The organism is Flavobacterium sp. RSP49 (assembly GCF_003968735.1).
GTDB lineage: Bacteria > Bacteroidota > Bacteroidia > Flavobacteriales > Flavobacteriaceae > Flavobacterium.
On the sequence record NZ_RYDN01000039.1, the window covers coordinates 1 to 19858 of the forward strand.

Genomic DNA, 19858 nt, shown 5'->3' on the forward strand with positions numbered 1-19858 from the left:
CCGCTTCACATAGCGTGTTTCTTCATGTTTTTCCATTAGGATACTTTTTGTGTATCGCTATTTCAGGACGGGACAGTAAAAGCATAAAAAAAGGACTCCTTTTCAGAAGTCCTTTTTTTATTTAACAAACAGATTATACTGATTGTTCTTTCTTTGCTTTTCTTTCTTTATACATTTCCCATAATGCCCCGCCAATCCAATATTGAACGAAACCTACAAGAAAAAACATTAACCAAAATCCTATAGTAAGAATGGTTAAGAAAAGTAAAAAGCCTAAATACTGTGAAAATTCAAACATGTTTTCCGGAATTTTTGAATGTAGCCACAAATGTAAGTTTATTTCCTTTTCGTACCAATAAAAAACCATAAAAACTATCAATCAATTTTTATAAAAAAGGAATTATCCGTATTTTTGAGCTCAGAATTTGGAGCTGTTTCCCGCTGTACACTCCAATCTTTTCTTTTTGAAAGTAAAAAGAAAAGGATTTCCGTTGCCATCGGGGCTAAAAACACAGTAAACGACATCATTATTTTTAAATAACAACAAAATGAAATTCAGAATAGAAAAAGACACCATGGGTGAAGTTCAGGTTCCCGCTGAAAAATACTGGGGTGCACAAACAGAACGTTCCAGGAACAACTTCAAAATAGGTCCTTCGGCTTCGATGCCAAAAGAAATTGTTGAAGGTTTTGCGTATCTTAAAAAAGCAGCGGCTTATGCCAATTGTGATTTAGGAGTTTTACCAGTCGAAAAAAGAGATGCCATTGCTGCGGTTTGTGATGAAATTCTAGCCGGAAAACTAGATGATGAGTTCCCATTGGTAATTTGGCAAACAGGTTCTGGTACGCAAAGCAACATGAACGTGAACGAAGTTGTAGCCAATCGTGCGCAAGTTCTCAAAGGATTCAACATTGGCGAAGGCGAACAATTCATCAAAGCCAATGATGATGTGAATAAATCCCAATCTTCAAATGACACCTTCCCTACCGGAATGCACATTGCAGCCTACAAAGCAGTAGTTGAAGTTACTATTCCCGGAGTTGAAAAATTAAGAGACACGCTTCATGCCAAAGCAGTTGAATTTAATACAGTAGTCAAAATAGGTCGGACACATTTAATGGATGCTACGCCACTAACATTAGGTCAGGAAATTTCAGGATATGTAGCACAATTGAACTACGGTTTGAAAGCGGTTAAAAATACATTGGTACACTTATCCGAAGTAGCTTTAGGAGGAACAGCCGTAGGAACAGGATTGAATACTCCTGATGGATACGATGTAAAAGTTGCTGAATACATCGCTGAATTTACCGGACATCCATTTGTAACTGCCGAAAATAAATTTGAAGCACTTGCCGCACACGATGCCATTGTAGAAACGCACGGTGCCTTAAAACAACTAGCCGTTTCATTGAATAAAATTGCCAATGACGTCCGTATGCTGGCTTCTGGACCACGTTCCGGAATTGGAGAAATCCTTATTCCTGAAAATGAGCCGGGATCTTCCATCATGCCAGGAAAAGTAAACCCAACACAATGTGAAGCATTGACAATGGTTTGCGCACAAGTCATGGGAAATGATGTTGCCATCGCTGTAGGAGGAATGCAAGGTCACTATGAACTAAATGTTTTCAAACCTTTGATGGCTGCAAATTTCTTGCAATCAGCGCGATTACTTGGTGATGCCTGTATGTCTTTTGACGAACATTGCGCACAAGGTATTGCACCTAACTACAAACGTATTCAAGAATTAGTTGACAACTCATTGATGTTAGTTACGGCTTTAAATACTAAAATTGGGTATTACAAATCAGCTGAAATTGCTCAAACTGCACATAAAAACGGAACAACTCTTAAAGAAGAAGCAGTTCGTTTAGGATACGTAACTCCAGATGATTTTGATGCGTGGGTTAAACCCGAAGATATGGTGGGAAGCCTTAAATAATTAATTATCAAGTTGAATTTTTAATTATTAATAATCAGCTATAAATTAAAAACCCTGCAATATAATGTTGCAGGGGTTTTTGTTATAGATTTATATTCTGATAGCAAAATTTAAAAATTGATTTTTGATTACACGACTAATTATCTGAATACATTTTTTTATCCTATAAGTCAGATACGTTTCTTTAGGCTTTGACAAAGTGGTGATAAGTAATAACCATGGTATAATGTCGTATTTTAAAATCAAGATAAAATTACATAACAATCTGATTTAAAGTTTTTTTACTTAAAGTTAATTCTTTTGACTTTACGACTTTTAAACTTTTGACTTACATAGTTTTTATTTCTTATTAATTGTATCCATAACTTCTTTCATAATTCGAACGCTTTTCAATTTGTCTTCATGATCAAAAATTGGGCTTGTAATCATCAATTCATCAATTTGCGTATATTCGATAAATTGTTTCAATTCTGTTTCTAATTTCTTTTTGTTACCTACAAACGAACAAGCAGTCATTTGATTCACATGAAAATGTTCTTCTTCACGCATAATCCCATCTAGCGAATCAACAGGCGGTTGTAATTGTTTTCTATCATTCCGAATCAAGTTCAAAAACATTTGAGTCAAACTGGTTGATAATTTTTCTGCTTCTTCATCCGTATCCGCAGCTATGGCGTTTACACAAGCCATAGTTTTGGGTGCTTCTAAATATTGGGAAGGTTTGAAATTTTCTCGATAAAACTCAAATGCCTGATGCATTAGTTTGGGTGCAAAATGTCCTGCAAAGGCATACGGTAATCCATTGGCAGCAGCCAAAGCAGCACTATCCATACTGGAACCTAAAATCCAAATGGGAACATTCGTTCCTTCGGCAGGAAAAGCACGTACTTTAGCCGTAGCATTATCTTCCGAGAAAAATTCCTGTAACGCAGCTACATTTTGAGGAAATCGCTGCGATTGCTCAAAGAAATCTTTCCGAATCGCTTGTGCTGTTAATCCATCTGTTCCCGGCGCTCTTCCTAATCCTAAATCAATCCTGTTGGGGAACAATATTTCTAAGCTTCCAAACTGTTCCGCTATAATTAACGGAGCATGATTGGGCAACATTATTCCGCCGGAACCTACCCGGATATTCTGAGTCTGACTGGCAATATAACCAATCAGGACTACCGTTGCTGTACTGGCTACATTAGCCATATTATGATGTTCGGCTAACCAAAAACGGTCGTACTCTAAACTGTCTGCCAGTTGCGCCAGTGCTGTTGTTTTTTGAAATGTTTCGCTCGCATCGCTATCTTGAGTAATTAATGCTAACTCTAATATGGAAATTGGAATCTTTTTAGTCATTATAAATTTCTGATTTTATACAAAAATAATCATTTTCGGTCGAGCCAAAAATTGTCTGGTGTTAATTGATTTATAATATTATAAAACCAAAAAAAACCATGTCTAAAAACTTTTAATAAAAAAACCGGCAACGTTGTATTGTAGGTTTTGAATTTAAAAGAAAAAAAATTATTTCCCATCAACATAATTTTGTAAATAACTAAATCGTGGAGTCAGTTTTCCGTTTTCAGTTATTTTGGCTCTTTGCAAAATTCCATCTTTATCTCCATTGAAAAATGCAGGAATTACATACTCCATGAACATTTCTCCAAATCCTTCACTGGCATCTTTAGGCAATTCACAGGGCAAATTATCAACTGCCATAACCACAATTGCCGCAGGATGAAACACATCCACTTCTTTATCTTCATTTGGCACATACCCATAGAGAGGTTCAGCAATTGTTGATGATCTGAGGGTACAGGCTATTGGCCCATTCACATCACAGGAAACATCAGCCACTACTTTGATCCTACAATCATTGGCTTTAAGCATTTCTCGAGTCAAAATCACAGGAGCTTCATTGGCATGAAAATGTCCTGTTATATAGATATCAGACACTTTTGTAAATCTTTCGAAATCAGAAACATATTCTTTTGGATTGTGATAAAAATCAGTAAAATCTAAAACCTGCCCGTCTTTTCTTTTGTTATATTCTAAGACATCTATTTGAGTATAAACAGGCTGCGAATAGTTTTTAGTTAAATAATTCTCTACCGAAACTTCCTTTATTTTTATAGCATCCAAAATTTCTTTAGCTCCGTTTCCCACTTTTCCAGTTCCTGTAATAACAAATTTTAAAGGCGGTAACACTAATCGTTTTATATGTGCTATTAAGGCTTCTTTATCGGACAGTGTTTCTGCTTTTGGCAATTTGAACAATTCGAATTTTATTCCAAAAGCACGAATACTGTTGTATGCCCCTACTATTCCTGCATAACGACCAAAACCAATTAACCTGCGATTGTTAGCATCTACAATTGTTTCATAATCATACAAATCGATATTTTTTTCTAAAACAGCCTGCAATAATTTTCTGTTATAGGGCTGTTCTTTTATGGTATGCGAAAAAAAGAAATAGGATTTGTTAGGGATCAAATTTTCTATCGGTACTTCTTTTACCCCAAACAAAACATCACAATCACTGATATCATCAGTCAATTCGATGCCTTGATTTTCATATTGAGAGTCGGTAAAAACTCTAATATCAGAGTATTCTACCTTTACCATACACTCTTGATACTGTTGTTTCAGCTTTGTTAATTCATCAGGTGAAAAAACAACTCTTCTGTCAGGTGGATTTTTTCGTTCTTTTAAAATTCCAAATTTCATACGTTTTGAATGCTTTAGATTTAGTTTAATATAACTTAATGATGTTTATTTGTTACAAATATAACGATTTAAGCGAATTTGAATTTATTTTAAAATAAAATTCTGTAAGCGGTACACTCCTAGTCACTGAAGTACAAAATGATACAAAAATGAACACCTTGTCTATTGATAAAATAGTGTTAAGGTTTAGAAAAAACATCAGACAAAAAGGCATTGATTCTATATATTTGCCTTTCTAGCACCACAGAAATGAATTTTATAAAAAAAACAAAGATACTACATATATACCTCCTCTTTTTGATTTTGAGCTCCTGCGCCAAGGAGAAAAAGAAAGTTGAATTAAGTGATGCCCAACTTCCAAAGAGTACATTGCCTAAAATGAAGCCGTTAACAAACCCAGAGCCCACACTTACCGCGGAATATGTTGATTCTAAAAGAAAAGAAATAGATTCTTTTTACAAAAAAAATTGGCCCCATAATAGTGCAAATGGAAGTTTTCTGGTTGCTAAAAACGGCCAAATTATTTATGAAAAATATGAAGGGTATGCGAATTTCAAAGATAAAACAGTCATTACTAAATCTACGCCGCTGCACATTGCATCTGTCAGCAAGGTTATTACTGCAACGGCTATTTTAAAATTAGTAAATGCAAAAAGAATCGAATTGGATCAAAAGGTAAATACAATCCTGAAGGAATTTCCGTATCCGGAAATTACGATAAAAACATTATTGAATCACAGAAGCGGCATGCGTAATTACGCCTATTTTACAGATCGAGACAAAACGATATGGGACCGACACAACATACTTTCCAATCAAGACATACTGACGATCATGGCTACAAAAGACATTGGATTAGAATTCAAAACCGATACCCGTTTTAGTTACTGCAATACCAATTATGCCATGTTAGCACTAATAATTGAAAAAATCACAAAACTTCCCTATAAAGAGGCTATGAAACAAATTATTTTCAAGCCACTTAATATGAAAAATACGTATGTTTTTGATTATGAAAGAGATAAAGATACTGCCGTTACATCCTACAAAGGAAACAAAGTCGAGATAGGAAAAGATTACCTGGATGCCGTTTATGGAGATAAAAATATCTATTCTACACCACGTGATTTATTAAAGTTTGACAGAGCTAGAAATAGTTCTGATTTTTTAACACCTGAACTACAAAGTCAGGTATATAAAGGCTACAGTAATGAACGCAAAGGAACAAAAAATTATGGTTTGGGGATTCGTATGGTTAATTGGGAAACGGGACAAAATTTTTATTTCCACAACGGCTGGTGGCATGGAAATACTTCAGCCTATATTACTTTGAGAAAAGAACGCGTTACTATTATAGCACTTTCCAATAAATTTACCCGGAAAACGTACAATATACGAAAACTAGCTGTTTTATTTGGCGACTATCCGTTCAAATTAAGAGACGAATAAAAAAAGTATGATTTTTAGAATAGTGATATTAGTTTTGCAATAGTATTTCCAATAAAAAGTGTAAATTTGCAAACTCAAAATCCAGGTTTGGAATTTGAAACAAAAAAGGGGTCGACTGGTTTTGACAGCAAGTCGAATTGATAAGTAAGCACGTCGAGCATTGAGACCTTGCTCGTAAATATAAGATCTTACCATTTTACACGGCGAAAATAACTACGCTTTAGCTGCATAATCCGAATTATAGTACGATTAAGCCACGTTCCTATCAGATAGGAAAGCTGGATTCTCCTTGAAAGCCTTGGTTTGTGGCGTTCAGTTTAGGAGAACCGTAAAAATAAACCTAGATTTCCATGAGCTTCGGGTGGATTTCAAAATTAAGAAGATAAGTATCGTGTGGCTGTTTCTGGCCTAGCACAGTATCGAAAATTCAATCGGAAAATAAACGCGTAGAAAGCTTTTTAGTTGCTTGTTTGGACCCGAGTTCGATTCTCGGCGACTCCACTTTAAAAATCCTTAAACACACTGTTAATCAGTAGTTTAAGGATTTTTTATTTATTAATTTGTACGATTTTTGTATTATGATTCAAAAGTTCCCTATAATACTGCCATTTTCAACAAAAAAAAATGTTTTGTTTTGGCTTCATATTTTACACTTTTTGCACTAAACATAAAAAAACCCGATACATTTTTATTGCATCAGGTTTTTTTACACACATTTTAAAAATTTTAGATTATCTTTTGCACATCTAAAAACAAATTCCTTTCATTGACTGCAACCGATCCACGTGCTTCGGACTTAAAAAGAGTGCTACAGTCTAAAATACCATTCACATCAATACGAATACCCAACGAATTAAGTTTATTAACGCTTTCAACTAACTTTTCAGCGTATGCAATAACATCAATTTGGTTTTGATTAGTAACATAAACACGTTGTTCTTCTTTAATTTCTTCAATCCTTTCGGCCGTTACTTCGATAGCGTATTGAGTTCCTCTTAAATTATCATAGTAAATCTTTTTAGCTTGCTCATATTGCGTACGAATACCCAACGCATCCAAATTAAATTCAATTGTAGCCTTTGGAAATTGAAAGTCTTTTAAAAGTAAACTGTCAATATCTGTCCAGCTAGTAATATTTTGAACATTCAAACCACATTCATTGAGTAAATTATCTACTTTTCCCCAATTAGTAGCTTGGTTTTGTTCTAGTTCGATAATTGATTGGGCTAAATTCTCATTCTCTTTTAATAAAATTCTTTTTTTCATTTTTTTAATTGTTTCATTGTTAATAATACTTGTTGTAGTCTTCCTTTGAGTGCCTGCATTTTTATTGCTTTTAGGCGTTCCTTCCACGGCTTTGTTCGTTTCTTCATTTTTTCAAATTTTAAATTATTATTTTTATTCATCTAATTTATGCCTATTCAATTGCTTTAGCTCTTTCTATTAATTCGGCTGTAGTCATTAAACTAAGGTCTATCGGTTTTTGTTTTATTTCGGTTTCAATTTCGATATGATTTTGCTTAGGTATTATAAAAGCCATTAATTTAATAACCGCATCAATTCGCTCTTTATCGCTCATTTGTTCCAGCCGTTCAGCTATTCCCTCTAATTCTTTACTAACTATTTTTTGAAGTAGTTCTTTTGTTTCTGCTGTGGTCTTGTTAACCGCTCCTTTTGGTCTTCCGTTTAAGTTTGGCGTTCCGTTGAATTTTTTCATTTTGTGTTATTTTATGTTATTTTACTATTAAATTTTCGTGCAAATAATAATCTGCTAAATCAAAACCATTTTCAAAATCGGTTTGCTCAATCAATTCACTAACTGCAATTTTAAACCCCAAAGTGTTTATCTCGGTGGCTTTATTTAACCAGTTGTTATATTCGCCTTTGTCAGGAAACAAAACAATATTTCGTTTTTTGATTGGTTTCAATAAATCAAACTTTAAATTTTGTTTACTTCCCGTGGCTATCCAAATGTAATCAGGAATAAAAAGGCTCATTATTATTGCCGTCTTTTCACTTTCGACAATTGCAATTGTTTTTTGATAGTCTTCATCAATTCTGTGTAATCCAAACAAACATTGGCAAAGATTAAAATCAGGCTCTTTGATTGCATTATGTAGCCAGTTAATATGATTGTAAGGTTTTTTTATTCTTTTGCCCGTATGCCTATCATATTGCATAATCTTACAAGCGTGAATTTTTTCTTTGTCATCAATTTGCCAAAATGCTGTTGAGTCGTTCCAAAAATGGTTTGTTCCTGTAATCAAATAATCTTGGGTTGCTTTAAAAACCTCATCTTTTGAAAAATGAATTTTCAGAAACTCGGTTAAATTGTCAATATTTGGTTTTTCAAAATACATATCATTCAATAATTCTAAACCGTGAAAACTCGGTACAATCTCGGGCGGTGGTTCTTTGGCTGTAATTACATTTATAAAACCAATTTCATCAGTATTAAAATATTTACTTTCGTTTACCAAATATGGAATAAGACTATTTTTTAAAAACCATTCCGAAATCCAACAATCATTTTTTGTTTGCTCCAATATTTGTGAGTTTGGCACTATCGAAATAATGCCGTTTTCATCAGTCAATTTGTGTGCTTTATCTGAAATATTTTTCAATAATAAAAAAGCAATACGAAAAGCCTTTTTGCCTTTGGGAGGTGCTTTGTAATAACTGCAATTTGTCGAACGGTCGCATTTTCCAAAATCATCAGTTAAATAGTTGCCAGTTTCATTGTCCACATACAAAACAAAAGTTCGTTTGTTACAAGCGGGGCAAATATGTTTTTTACTGCTTTTATCGAGGGTGTATTTATATTGTTCCATAAAAATAAATGTTTTGTTTTGGGTTCACATTTTACACGTTTTGCACTTTTGATTTTTACAGTAGTGTAAAAAGTGTAAAATATGCACCTCAAAAAACAATCTTTTTTTTGCGTTAATTAGTCAAATAAGCCACATTACCCACGTTTATACGATTGACAAATATTTTATAATGATTCAATCGTTGTATAAATTTGGTCTTTCCTACGGGTCTGTAACCGTCCTCATTGCAAAATATTTTATATCTTGGGTACAATTCCGAAATTAAAACATAGTCAGTAGTTGAGGTCTTATATTCCATTTCGCTAATGAATAACTGAACGCTATCACTCTGTTTTTCGTAATCGCTTCGGGCGTTATCCACAGCATCGCATTTACTAAAATTCTTTTGCTCCAGTATCCTGTCCAAACCTTGCAAAATCCAGTTGAATACTCCCGATAATTCGTTTTGAATTATCTTGTTTGGTAGTTGTTTGTCCTGTTTATTTTCAGGAATAGTAACATCAAAGCCAATAATTAAAAACCGTCTGAAATAGGCGTTTGTGTGTTCTACATCTTTAGGCAATTCGTTACAATTGAATATTAGTTTTGCATATTCAGTCAATATAAAAGGATCACCATACGGTAAACGTGCTTCTATTGGTTCGCCACTTGCCATTTGTTTAAAAATATCGGTTTCCAGTTTGCCGTTTATCTCACTTGCATAGTTTACCAGTTTATTACCGATTTTGGCACGAAAATAACCGTTATCATTAGTAAGACTTTGTAATGAATAGTTGCTTATATTTTCAGTTCCCAAAAGGGCGTTAAGTATCTCAAAAAATACACTTTTGCCATTTGCTCCAGTTCCGAAAAGGATTAACATTTTTTCAAGTTTTAATACACTTGGTTTGATAAAAATGTAACCGCAATATTCTGCAAATATTCTTTGTTTGTCTTTGTCGGGCAAAACCTCATCCAAATACTTTTGAAATAGCGGGGCGGTTGCTTCTTGGTCGTATTCAAACGGCAATTGGTGGGTAATAAAATCTTTTTGCTCAAAGTTCCGTAAACCTCTATTATTTGGCGTTATCTCGAAAGTACCGTTAAGCAAATTGATTAAAATACAGTTCATTTTTCCTTTGGGTGTTGGCAAATAAGCATCTGCCATGAATTGTTTAAAAAGGTCTTCTTTAAACGTGTGAATTTTACCTTTGAATTTTTCAACTCCCATTTGCAAAGCCACGTTACCCAAAAAGAATTGAAAACGTTCTTTGTCTATTTCATTCCAGTAACAACCATTATACAAATAAATAAAACCGTTCTTTTTACACAAACCCCATTTATTTACTGTGGCAATTTTTAAAAGTTGCTCAATACAAAGGATTAGATAATGATTTTTTGTGAGTTTAAAAGTCTTTAACTTTTTTGCCAGTTTATCAAATTCAGCTTGTTGACTTTCGGACAATTCACCACTTTTTAAAAGAATTGATTCTAATACTTTGTATTGTTTTTGAACGTCTTCACTATCAGGAAACGCCAATAATTGAAAATCTATTATTCCGATACTTTTTATAAGTTCCTGTAAAATGTCATCATTAGAATTTTTAACTATTTCAACACTATCAGTTAATTGATTAACGTCTTTAGTAATTAGGTCTTTTAGTCTATCTTTGCTTTGTGGAATTGAAAGATTTACGGGGCGGTGGTCGGTATTATTACTGTCCATCGCCTTATTTATTTAATGGTGTGATTGTAGCCATTAACTCGCTCCTTTTGTAGTAACATTTATTCGCAAATTTATAAACGGTAACACGCCCTTTGTTTTGCCAGTGCCACAACGTACTCGCATTTATTTGTAGTAGTTCCAAAACCTGTTCCCTTGTCATCAGGTTTTCGTTTTCGGTTTGAGTAGTAAACTCTTTTTTGAAGTCTTCCAATTGGGTTTTGAAGACGTTTGTAAGTAGTTCCGTTAATTGGTCGGTGCTTACATTTTGTAGGATTGTTGATGTTGTCATAATGCCGTATCATTTAATATTGATAGGGCAAAATTGCAATGATTAGCAATGTTTTAACGACTTGGCTTTGTGCTTAAATCGTGCTTAAACCGTGCTTTTTTTCTAACGGTTCTTTAATTGATTTGTAAAGCTTTGCTTTTTGCTTATTTCCAGTTTTAGAACTGTCAATTTTAGTAATAGTAATATCAAAATTCTTTAAAAAATCTACAAATTTTACGCCTCTGCAAATAACAAAACCGTCTTTCTGCATTATATCAAACAAAAAACTATAATCTGCCTGCTGTGTATTGATGTCACTATAAAGTCCTTTCATTTTTTCAAACAAAGTAAATCCAATGTCATTTTTAAAGATTTTAATATATTCATTTTTCAATAGCACGTCATCAGGATTAACGGGTTTGGTTTGTTGTTCTTGTTTTTTGTTTAACCATTTCAAATACATTTCCTCTGTATCTGTCGAAAATTTACCCTCCTTTATTAACATTGGATATTTTTCTTTAGTACGGTTTATATTCCGATTAGCTGCTTTAATTTCGTTATCAAAAAATTGTCCTTTTAAAATATCAGTTGAGTAAAACGATTCTTTGTCTTTCTCTAAAAATATCGTTTCTTTTAAGTCGTAATATTCCCCAATCAATTGAGGTGCTTTGTTTGGAAACTTCAAATTATCAAGATTAAAATAATACTTTCTTGCTCCCTCATCGCCAGAATAAACCAATCTATTAACCCCATCAATAAATATATGATTGTCGTTTATTATTCTTTTTGTCGTTACGCTCTCGTTAGCGTATTCCTGTGCTTTGGATTGGTCAAAACCTAATCTTACTAAAACTTCTTTTGTTGTATTTTCAATCATTGTGTTTATAGTATTCGTGTAAAAAGTGTAAAATATGTACCTAAAATAAAACTTTTATTTTTATAGTTTAAAATACTTATGTGTTTCTTTGGCTAAATCTTTATTGCTTTTGCCTATGTAAGTCAAAAACATCGTTTCTGTGCTATGCCCTGTAATATTAATCAATAATGAAGTTGGAATAGTTCCGTAAAAATTTGAAGCAAAAGAACGCCTTCCAATATGCGACGTTACTAAATCACATTTTCTGTATTCTTTGGATACTTTGCGAAATATTCCGCTTTTTGGTTTTGTTTCAATCAATTTACTGCCAGTAACCATTTGAGTAAGTTCAGCAATCTCACAAACCTTTTTGATATAATCATTATACTTTTGGTCTGAAATAGCATAAGGAAACATTCCGTTTCTTTTGTTAAGTATTTCAATAACTTTCGGGTGTACAGGAACGGTCATAATTTTATCGGTTTTCTTTTGAGTAAATTCAATAAAACTTTGCCCGTCTTCAATTCGTATCATATCACTTGTAAATCTTAAAAAGTCCGATACTCTTTGCCCTGTATAACAACTAATAATTAACCAGTCTTTTGCATTTTCTAAACTTTCGGTTAATTTATTTTTTTCTATATTTTCAATAGCTTTTAATTCATCAAAGGTTAAAAATACCTTTTCAACTTTTGCCCTATCTAAACGCAAACTGTCTAATTGTGGGTGTGCTTCAATTCCTAAAAATCGGGCGTGTTTACAAAAAGTCTTAATAAATACTAATTCTCTTTGCATTGTGTTTTGAGCATATTTTTGGGACTTGCTATAATCGACAAACTCTTTTTTAAAATTGTCGTTAATGTCTTTTATAAATATTGTCTTTTTTCTGAAAGTTTCTAAACGAATTAATTTTTGTTTGATAACATTAAACTTTTGCTTTGAAGTTTCTTTAATTTCGTTTTTACGATAATCAATATAAAAATCAATGTATTTTATTAATTCAGTTGGTAAAGATTCGCCTTCTTTTTGTGGGTTGTAATAGTTATCAATTTGAGTTTGTAACCATTCTTTTGTTACAGTATCAGGACTAAACGCATTGAACGCATTTAAAACGTGATTTTCAATTTTATTAAGTTCCGTATTAACTCGGGTCTGTTCGTTAGACAAAAGTATGTCCCTTGACTTTCTTTTATGGTCTTTACTCCAATAGTCTTTTGTAGTTTCAAATTTCGTGTTTGCTCCAAAAACAAAATCCTTTTCATTGAAGCGATACAATAACCGTAAATGCAAATATGCTTTGTCTTTAGTTGAACGGTATAAAAAATTAACTGCTGCCATAATTGAATATTTAAGTAAAACAAATATACAAAAGTTGTACGATTATCGTACGATAAAATGCAATTAGTTGCATTTTAAAGCAATCAGTTAAATAAATCAATTTTTAGTAAATCGCTGTAATCATTATATCTATTGGTATATTTGCAATAATATAAATGTAATTGATTTTAAACGATTGTATTATTTGCGCTCTCGGCGACTCCACTGGATGGGATGATTGAAAAATCATCCCTTTTTTTGTTGTATAAAAGCAAACCCTTTTCCTTCATTAACAGGTGATTACGAGATAATAAATCAATCATTGTAGGTGTTCGATAGATACCATCCTGATAGTATAAGTTGCTGTCGAACACCAGCTTTACAAATTCTCTCTTTTGGGTAATAGTAGCTCGATTATAAAATGATTTTAAATCAACAAGTAAATCCAAGTTTTTTTGTAAAATTGTAAATGCATGCTTATCGACTTGGCTTAGACGAATGATAGAATCTTTGCAAGAAGTGATTGCAGTACTACACTTAACGCTGAATTGTCGTATAGTCAACCTGAACTCCCCTCATTTTCATTATTTCCTCAACATCACGATAGCTTAACTTAAATCAAAGTTTGAAATATACAGCTTGAAGAATAATAGATTGTGGATAGCAGTGACCTTTGATATTCATGGATCGAATGATTTAAAAGCCCTAAAGATAAAAAAATATTTTAGATTCGACAGAACTAAATAGAGTTATGTAAAACATATTGCATGAATTTTCAATAAAAATATATGCAATTAAATAATATTTATTAACTTTGTAACATGAATAAATTACAAGAATTAAAAAAACATTTAAAACGAGGAAAAGTATACCGTAGGGCTGATTTGTCCAAATGGTCAAAATCCGTTGACCGCCATTTAGATGAGTTGGTGCAGGAAGGCACTTTGCAAAAACTGTCACAAGGCTTATACTATTATCCCGAAGTAACAGTCTTTGGAGAAACACCTCCAGAAGAAGAAGTATTGGTGCGCTCTTTTCTCAAAGACAAACGTTTTTTGGTAACTTCCTTAAATGCTTATAATTCTCTGGGAGTAGGAACCACTCAGTTATACAACAGCAAAACGGTTTACAACCACAAACGTCATGGAGATTTCAACCTCGGCGGTATGACATTTTCATTTAGGGTAAAACCTCATTTCCCATTAAAAGCCACCCCAGAATTTTTATTGGTAGACCTGTTAAACAATCTCGACCAATTAGCTGAAGACCCAAAAGAAGTAGTGTCAAAAGTGAGATTGAAAGCAAAAACAATGGATGCTAAAAAACTAAAAAAATCACTTCAGGAGTACGGCAGCGTTAAAGCAAAAAAATTGTTGGAATCTGTTATAACAGCACAATATGTCTGATTACTTACACAACCATAAAAACTTCCGTGATCTGCTCCGTATTGTAGGAGCAGAATTAAATATCGAACCTGGACTTATCGAAAAAGACTATTGGATTATGCATGTGTTGTTCGGGCTAAAACAGCAAGGGTTTCAATTCGAACTCAAAGGAGGTACTTCTCTATCTAAAGGGTATGGAATCATACACCGTTTCTCCGAAGACATCGACCTCCATATCAAACCACCGGCTGAAATGGAAATAAATGAAAACCCAAACAACAATAAGCCCCGGAATATTCAAAAAAGAAAAGATTTTTATGATGGATTGGCAGATGAAATAAAAATAAACGGAATCATAGCAGTAAAAAGAGATGAAACATTTGACGACCTAAAGCAATACCGCAGTGGAGGCATACGATTACATTATGAGAGTATAATGGAAACAATTGAAGGAGTTAAAGAAGGAATTTTACTGGAAGTTGGATTTGACACGGTAACACCAAACAACCCTCTAACAATATCGTCTTGGGCATACGAAAAAGCAATACAGCAAAAAGTAGACATAATTGACAATCGGGCTGTAGATATTGCCTGCTATCACATTGGGTACACTTTTGTCGAAAAATTACAAACAATTGCAACCAAATTTAGGCAGGAGCAGGAAGATAAAATAGAAAGACAAAATTTGATGCGCCAGTACTACGATGTCTATAGTCTGTTACAAGATAATACAGTAAAATCATTCATAGGCACAAAAGAATATCAGAAACACAAAGAAGCTCGTTTTCCTCCCAAAGACTATGAAATACCCATTGCTGATAATGAAGCTTTTTTATTGAAGAATTTAGAACTTAGAGAGCGATTTATAGAACGCTATAAAAAAACGGCAAAATTGTATTACAAAGGCCAACCTGACTTTGACGAACTACTTGTTGAAATCGGTAAATGGGTTGAGAAATTGTAGTTTTCTAAATTAAGCCATGCTCTTGAATAATTTTAAATCTAAATATTTCATTATATTTGCTATGGGTAGATTCTAAAATTTGCGAGTCAAAATTGAGGAGCAAAAGCAAGACCCTAGAATAATAAAAGTTATTAAAACGTAACAATATCAACCGGTTAGAAATGGAATACAAATCCCTCTTTGTCTCCGCAAAAGAAAAACCTAATTTTTTTTCATATTTTTATATATACTTTTTTCTATTACTCTAATCTCTAAAGTGTTCGACTGTGAAAAAGAGTTCGACAGTCGAACTCTAACGGTTCTTTTAAACACAACTTTTTATCTTTAAAAAACTTAAATTATTGAAAAACGTTAAAAACAGTTAGGTAAATATTTTAAACCTAAAAAATAATCATTGAATTAAAAAAAATCAAATCACTTAAAATCAAATGATTACATTACAATTTTAAGCTGTCAAAAAAAGTTAATATAGGAATTAGGTGTTCGATTGTAGTCCCAGCCACTCCACTGGATGGGATGATTGAAAAATCATCCCTTTTTTTATTGTATAAAAGCAAACCCTTTTCCTTCATTAACAGGTGATTACGAGATAATAAATCAATCATTGTAGGTGTTCGATAGATACCATCCTGATAGTATAAATTGCTGTCGAACACCAGCTTTACAAATTCTCTCTTTTGGGTAATAGTAGCTCGATTATATATTGATTTTAAATCAACAAGTAAATCCAAGTTTTTTTGTAAAATTGTAAATGCATGCTTATCTACTTGGCTTAGACGAATGATAGAATCTTTGCAAGATGTGACTTCGGTATTATAAGTAGTATACCATCTATCGTATGTGTCTTTAGATATCTCATTTTTAATCCATTTCTCTTCAACAGAAAACATTTTTTCTTGAGTTTCATCTAGTAGAATTTTCTTTTGGTTTATTACAAGTTTGTTAGATTTTAAATTCTCTTCCATTTTTGTAACAGATGACTTTTTAATATCAGATATTATATTTTGTGGTAAACTCATCAGCTCAAAAATTTCAGCAAGCTGATTGTGCGCTTTGAGTGCGCTAATATTATTATGTTTAGACGTTTTACACTTGTAGTAGTTAAAATACTTTCCAGATTTTCCTCTTGATAGAGCACCTGTCAGTAAGTTTCCACAATGACATTTTAAAATCCCCCGAAGTGGTAAGTTTTCATCCAATATTGTCCTGATTTTTTCAGGCTTCTTCATTTTATTTTGCACCAATTGCCAAGTTGTCTTATCAATTATTGCCTCATGTATTGCGGGAAAGATTCCTCCAGGATACTCTTTATAACCCTGTACCTGCAACATACCTGCATAAACAGGATTTGTCAAAATCCTCTCAACGGCAATATTTCCTCTTGCTTTAAACCCCAGTTTAAACGCTTGTTCTTTAATTATATAAAGTGGAATATCATGCAGATAAGAATCGTACATAAATTTAATTGTCTTGGCCTGAGACTCTTCAATTACTAGCATCCTAGCTTTTCCTTCGCCAGATTTAACATAGCCGAAGGGAGCCTTAATTCCAATATATCGTCCTTCTTTTGCTCTAGCCGTAATGTAAACAATGTAATTTTTCAAAAGGATAAATCTTCTGAGCGTTTTGAACATCGCTATTCTTATGATAATAATAGTGTTTTAACTAAGGTAGAAACGGCTACTTATGGCACTCCTTTTATCACCCATGCTGATTATTCCTATTACCTTACAGGCGAACTTAAAAGAGTTAATATTGCACAAGGCGCACAAGGATTGGATTATGTGTATACGCTAGGCGGGCAGCTCAAGAGTATCAATCACCCGAGTCTGGCGGCCACGAAAGATCCTGGTGGCGATACCAACGATATTTTTGGTATTACTCTTGATTACTATAATGGAGATTACCTACGTACCGACAGAAACATTACCACTTCACCTACAGCAGGAGCCGATTATAATGGTAACATCAAAGCAGCGCGTTGGGCTAACAAAAGTAACATGATGGACTTGAGCGGAAGTACCATTAACCAAAAAGGATATTTATACAACTATGACCGCAACAACTGGCTTACTGCGGCCACCTTTGGAAACACTAACGCTAGTACTACCGCCATTAGTCCAGATACGAAATACAAAGAAGCTGGACTTACTTATGATGCCAACGGAAATATCAAAACCTTGCAACGTTCCAATGAAGCAGGTACTGCTCTAGACAATTTAACCTATAATTACACTAACACCGGTAAAAACCAACTCAACAGCGTCACCGATGCTGTAGTGAGTAACCTATCAACTACCGATATTGATAGCCAGCCAGCGGGTAATTACGTTTATGATACTATTGGTCAATTAGTACAAAATACTTCAGAAAATTTATATTACTTTTACAACACACAAGGATTAGTAACCGAGGTAAGACTAGGACCTACTGCCCCTATCGTGAAGTTCTTTTACAACGAGCGAGGCCAGCGTATCAAAAAAGAAGGGTATCAAACTAATGGAAGCGGTGTATTACAAAACACGACCTATTATTGCTTAGATTTATCGGGGAATACTATGGCCGTATACAATATGCCAAGCGGCGGTGCTATTGCCCAAACCGATTTGCCTATTTATGGGCTGAGCCGCTTAGGAGTGTATAACAAAGCAAGTAATGCCAGTACCTACGAAATCACCGATCATTTAGGTAATGTACGCGCAGTCATAACCAAAACAGGAACGATACAGTCCTATGCTGATTATTACCCTTTTGGGGAGCAATTGCCAATGCGTAATTCGTTAAGCAATTATCGTTACGCCTTTCAGGGGCAGGAACTCGATGGGGAAACCGGAATGGAGGCTTTTCAGCTGAGGCTTTGGGATGGTAGGATTGGGAGGTGGCTATCGCCAGACCCGTATGGACAAAATTATTCTCCATATATGGGAATGGGAAATAATCCTATTAGAATGATTGACCCTAATGGAGGAACATGTTTCGATGTAAATGGAAATTCCATACCCTGCGGCGATATGAATAGTAGTTATAGTGCGCCTGGTAACGATATTACACAATTACCTGAAATCATAATTAATGGTAAACCGTGCCCGCAATGATGAGCAAGCAATACAAAATCAAACAAAAAGAAGAAGTCTCAATACTAGAACAACACCTTGACAATTGAATATTTGAGACCCTGATGGAGGGTTTGCTTATCCAGAAAAAAGAGGTAGAGCTGTGGGACAAATGCATACTGATGCAGACGGCAGCTGGGCTTGGAACGGAAGTAATTGGAAAGGACAAGGAAATACATCTGATTTTTATTCTCTTAATAATGTTATAGTTAGGGGTGGTTCAAAATCTAAACCTGCTTCAGATTTTTCTAAAGAATCTTTTGCACTAAGCATGAGTGTTTTAGATGAAAGTAAATTAAATGGTAGACATTATTTTAAAAATATGGAAAATACTTTTTTTGATTTCAGCACTATTTCTAAATTTGGAGCATATGGTAGTAATGTATTAGACTTATATGACATTGGTGCGGGATTCTATAAAGTTTCTACGGCTAAATCTTCTGCAGAAAGAACAGATGCTTCTAATTCTTTAGCTTTTGATGGGGTTATTATTGCTCTAGGGAAACAATACCCTATACTTGGTATTACAATAACTGTTGCTAAAGTAATTTCAAATACGGATACCTATAAACAAGGGCTGCATAATGGCAGGAAAAAAGCTTTTATTCAAAAGAACGGTTATCCAGTTAATCATACTGCAACAATAAAACCTAATTCAGGTATGTATCGTAATTTTCCTAAGTGTCCTTTAGAATTCAAATAAATATGAATATTTTTAATTATATTTTTTATCGTATGTATAAATCAACATCGAAAGTAAATGATTTATTCCCTGAAATTGCAACAATTATTTTTTTATCTGCATTGTTTTTTCTAAACATAGCTACAATTTTATTATTCTTTGGTATTTCAGTTGAAAATGTTGGACTTAATGGGATATATTTAATTATAACAATAATTTTGGGTTTTAATCTTTATTATTTTTTAAAAAATGATAAATATAAAATGATAATAGATAAATATGATTCACTAAAGAATAAAAAAATTGTAGATATATTAATTTTTGCATACCCTTTTATGTCCTTTTTTTTATGCTTTAAGTTATTAAAAATGAGTAATAATCAAATTGCAATTACTCTAACAGGGCTATTATTAGTAGAAGTATACTCATATTACAATCCAAAAAATAAACAAAAATAAAGTATAGATTACAAAAAAAACCAGCTGCGCCAAGTGTTCTTATGAATAGGTAACGTTATCGTACGGGCTGCGCAAATGCCCCCCCGATGGCGCATTCTATGATAAAAAACAAGCGATATTTTAAAAATTAGCAGGCAAATTTATATGTATTTATGTATGGGGTTTG

Annotated in this window: 18 protein-coding genes and 1 other RNA gene; 8 read left to right on the top strand and 11 right to left on the bottom strand. The window is 33.4% G+C overall.

Translation table 11 applies throughout. The features are described from left to right. Positions 1–133: 133 nt before the first annotated feature. Positions 134–298 carry a hypothetical protein gene (locus tag EKM02_RS13410; RefSeq protein WP_091170588.1) on the bottom strand — a complete coding sequence of 55 codons (165 nt, stop codon included), beginning with the start codon at positions 296–298 and terminating at the stop codon, positions 134–136. 250 nt (positions 299–548) lie between these two features. On the opposite strand from EKM02_RS13410, the gene fumC reads away from it, so the two are divergent. Beyond that, positions 549–1946, top strand: coding sequence for a class II fumarate hydratase (fumC, locus tag EKM02_RS13415; RefSeq protein ID WP_126455962.1), 1398 nt, complete (start codon positions 549–551; stop codon positions 1944–1946). Positions 1947–2285: 339 nt separating this feature from the next. Here the strand turns inward: fumC and EKM02_RS13420 are convergent, their stop codons facing one another. Beyond that, entirely contained in the window at positions 2286–3293 is a 1008-nt protein-coding gene (locus EKM02_RS13420) for an LLM class flavin-dependent oxidoreductase (protein WP_126455964.1), read from the bottom strand. A gap of 168 nt (positions 3294–3461) precedes the next feature. Beyond that, positions 3462–4664 carry an NAD(P)-dependent oxidoreductase gene (locus EKM02_RS13425; RefSeq protein WP_126455966.1) on the bottom strand — a complete coding sequence of 401 codons (1203 nt, stop codon included), beginning with the start codon at positions 4662–4664 and terminating at the stop codon, positions 3462–3464. 249 nt (positions 4665–4913) lie between these two features. Here EKM02_RS13425 and EKM02_RS13430 point away from each other — a divergent pair, with 249 nt between their 5' ends. Then, positions 4914–6113, top strand: coding sequence for a serine hydrolase domain-containing protein (locus tag EKM02_RS13430; protein WP_126455968.1), 1200 nt, complete (start codon positions 4914–4916; stop codon positions 6111–6113). 107 nt (positions 6114–6220) lie between these two features. After that, positions 6221–6617: a transfer-messenger RNA gene (ssrA, locus tag EKM02_RS13435) on the top strand. 222 nt (positions 6618–6839) lie between these two features. On the opposite strand, the gene EKM02_RS13440 is transcribed toward ssrA, so the two are convergent. From EKM02_RS13440 to EKM02_RS13470, 7 genes are all read right to left on the bottom strand, one after another. Continuing rightward, positions 6840–7466, bottom strand: coding sequence for a hypothetical protein (locus tag EKM02_RS13440; RefSeq protein ID WP_126455970.1), 627 nt, complete (start codon positions 7464–7466; stop codon positions 6840–6842). A 64-nt stretch (positions 7467–7530) separates the two neighbouring features. Next, positions 7531–7830: a hypothetical protein gene (locus EKM02_RS13445; protein WP_126455972.1), complete on the bottom strand. Its 300-nt coding sequence runs from the start codon at positions 7828–7830 to the stop codon at positions 7531–7533. Between the two features lie 16 nt (positions 7831–7846). Next, positions 7847–8944 (bottom strand): DUF6371 domain-containing protein, encoded by a 1098-nt coding sequence (locus tag EKM02_RS13450; protein WP_126455974.1) that lies wholly within the window; start codon positions 8942–8944, stop codon positions 7847–7849. 112 nt (positions 8945–9056) lie between these two features. Continuing rightward, on the bottom strand, positions 9057–10649 hold the full coding sequence (locus tag EKM02_RS13455) for a phage/plasmid primase, P4 family (RefSeq protein ID WP_126455976.1): 1593 nt from the start codon (positions 10647–10649) through the stop codon (positions 9057–9059). 4 nt (positions 10650–10653) lie between these two features. After that, entirely contained in the window at positions 10654–10938 is a 285-nt protein-coding gene (locus EKM02_RS13460) for a helix-turn-helix domain-containing protein (RefSeq protein WP_126455978.1), read from the bottom strand. A gap of 73 nt (positions 10939–11011) precedes the next feature. Beyond that, a complete protein-coding gene (locus EKM02_RS13465; RefSeq protein ID WP_126455980.1) occupies positions 11012–11794 on the bottom strand; it encodes a hypothetical protein in 783 nt (260 codons plus the stop codon). A 60-nt stretch (positions 11795–11854) separates the two neighbouring features. Further along, positions 11855–13111, bottom strand: coding sequence for a tyrosine-type recombinase/integrase (locus EKM02_RS13470; RefSeq protein WP_126455982.1), 1257 nt, complete (start codon positions 13109–13111; stop codon positions 11855–11857). A gap of 800 nt (positions 13112–13911) precedes the next feature. Here EKM02_RS13470 and EKM02_RS13475 point away from each other — a divergent pair. Together EKM02_RS13475 and EKM02_RS13480 are read left to right on the top strand one after the other, a co-directional pair. After that, on the top strand, positions 13912–14496 hold the full coding sequence (locus tag EKM02_RS13475) for a DUF6088 family protein (protein ID WP_126455984.1): 585 nt from the start codon (positions 13912–13914) through the stop codon (positions 14494–14496). Then, positions 14489–15439: a nucleotidyl transferase AbiEii/AbiGii toxin family protein gene (locus tag EKM02_RS13480; protein ID WP_126455986.1), complete on the top strand. Its 951-nt coding sequence runs from the start codon at positions 14489–14491 to the stop codon at positions 15437–15439. The genes EKM02_RS13475 and EKM02_RS13480 overlap by 8 nt, the downstream gene beginning before the upstream one ends. A gap of 437 nt (positions 15440–15876) precedes the next feature. Here EKM02_RS13480 and EKM02_RS13485 read toward each other — a convergent pair whose 3' ends face one another. Continuing rightward, complete coding sequence (locus EKM02_RS13485; protein WP_126455988.1) at positions 15877–17073, bottom strand: recombinase family protein; 1197 nt, start codon at positions 17071–17073, stop codon at positions 15877–15879. Positions 17074–17223: 150 nt separating this feature from the next. On the opposite strand from EKM02_RS13485, the gene EKM02_RS13490 reads away from it, so the two are divergent. The 3 genes from EKM02_RS13490 (at position 17224) to EKM02_RS13500 (ending at position 19692) form a co-directional block, all read left to right on the top strand. Continuing rightward, complete coding sequence (locus tag EKM02_RS13490) at positions 17224–18534, top strand: RHS repeat-associated core domain-containing protein (RefSeq protein ID WP_234423203.1); 1311 nt, start codon at positions 17224–17226, stop codon at positions 18532–18534. A 121-nt stretch (positions 18535–18655) separates the two neighbouring features. Beyond that, complete coding sequence (locus EKM02_RS13495; RefSeq protein WP_126455992.1) at positions 18656–19255, top strand: hypothetical protein; 600 nt, start codon at positions 18656–18658, stop codon at positions 19253–19255. Positions 19256–19257: 2 nt separating this feature from the next. Continuing rightward, positions 19258–19692 (top strand): hypothetical protein, encoded by a 435-nt coding sequence (locus tag EKM02_RS13500; RefSeq protein ID WP_126455994.1) that lies wholly within the window; start codon positions 19258–19260, stop codon positions 19690–19692. The last annotated feature ends 166 nt before the right edge of the window (positions 19693–19858 follow it).

Coding starts and splice junctions, on each gene's coding strand:
- EKM02_RS13455 (WP_126455976.1), bottom strand. CDS start 10,649: ATGGACAGTAATAATACCGACCACCGCCCCGTAAATCTTTCAATTCCA.
- EKM02_RS13410 (WP_091170588.1), bottom strand. CDS start 298: ATGTTTGAATTTTCACAGTATTTAGGCTTTTTACTTTTCTTAACCATT.
- EKM02_RS13445 (WP_126455972.1), bottom strand. CDS start 7,830: ATGAAAAAATTCAACGGAACGCCAAACTTAAACGGAAGACCAAAAGGA.
- EKM02_RS13485 (WP_126455988.1), bottom strand. CDS start 17,073: ATGTTCAAAACGCTCAGAAGATTTATCCTTTTGAAAAATTACATTGTT.
- EKM02_RS13420 (WP_126455964.1), bottom strand. CDS start 3,293: ATGACTAAAAAGATTCCAATTTCCATATTAGAGTTAGCATTAATTACT.
- EKM02_RS13465 (WP_126455980.1), bottom strand. CDS start 11,794: ATGATTGAAAATACAACAAAAGAAGTTTTAGTAAGATTAGGTTTTGAC.
- EKM02_RS13475 (WP_126455984.1), top strand. CDS start 13,912: ATGAATAAATTACAAGAATTAAAAAAACATTTAAAACGAGGAAAAGTA.
- fumC (WP_126455962.1), top strand. CDS start 549: ATGAAATTCAGAATAGAAAAAGACACCATGGGTGAAGTTCAGGTTCCC.
- EKM02_RS13425 (WP_126455966.1), bottom strand. CDS start 4,664: ATGAAATTTGGAATTTTAAAAGAACGAAAAAATCCACCTGACAGAAGA.
- EKM02_RS13460 (WP_126455978.1), bottom strand. CDS start 10,938: ATGACAACATCAACAATCCTACAAAATGTAAGCACCGACCAATTAACG.
- EKM02_RS13480 (WP_126455986.1), top strand. CDS start 14,489: ATGTCTGATTACTTACACAACCATAAAAACTTCCGTGATCTGCTCCGT.
- EKM02_RS13500 (WP_126455994.1), top strand. CDS start 19,258: ATGAATATTTTTAATTATATTTTTTATCGTATGTATAAATCAACATCG.
- EKM02_RS13470 (WP_126455982.1), bottom strand. CDS start 13,111: ATGGCAGCAGTTAATTTTTTATACCGTTCAACTAAAGACAAAGCATAT.
- EKM02_RS13430 (WP_126455968.1), top strand. CDS start 4,914: ATGAATTTTATAAAAAAAACAAAGATACTACATATATACCTCCTCTTT.
- EKM02_RS13450 (WP_126455974.1), bottom strand. CDS start 8,944: ATGGAACAATATAAATACACCCTCGATAAAAGCAGTAAAAAACATATT.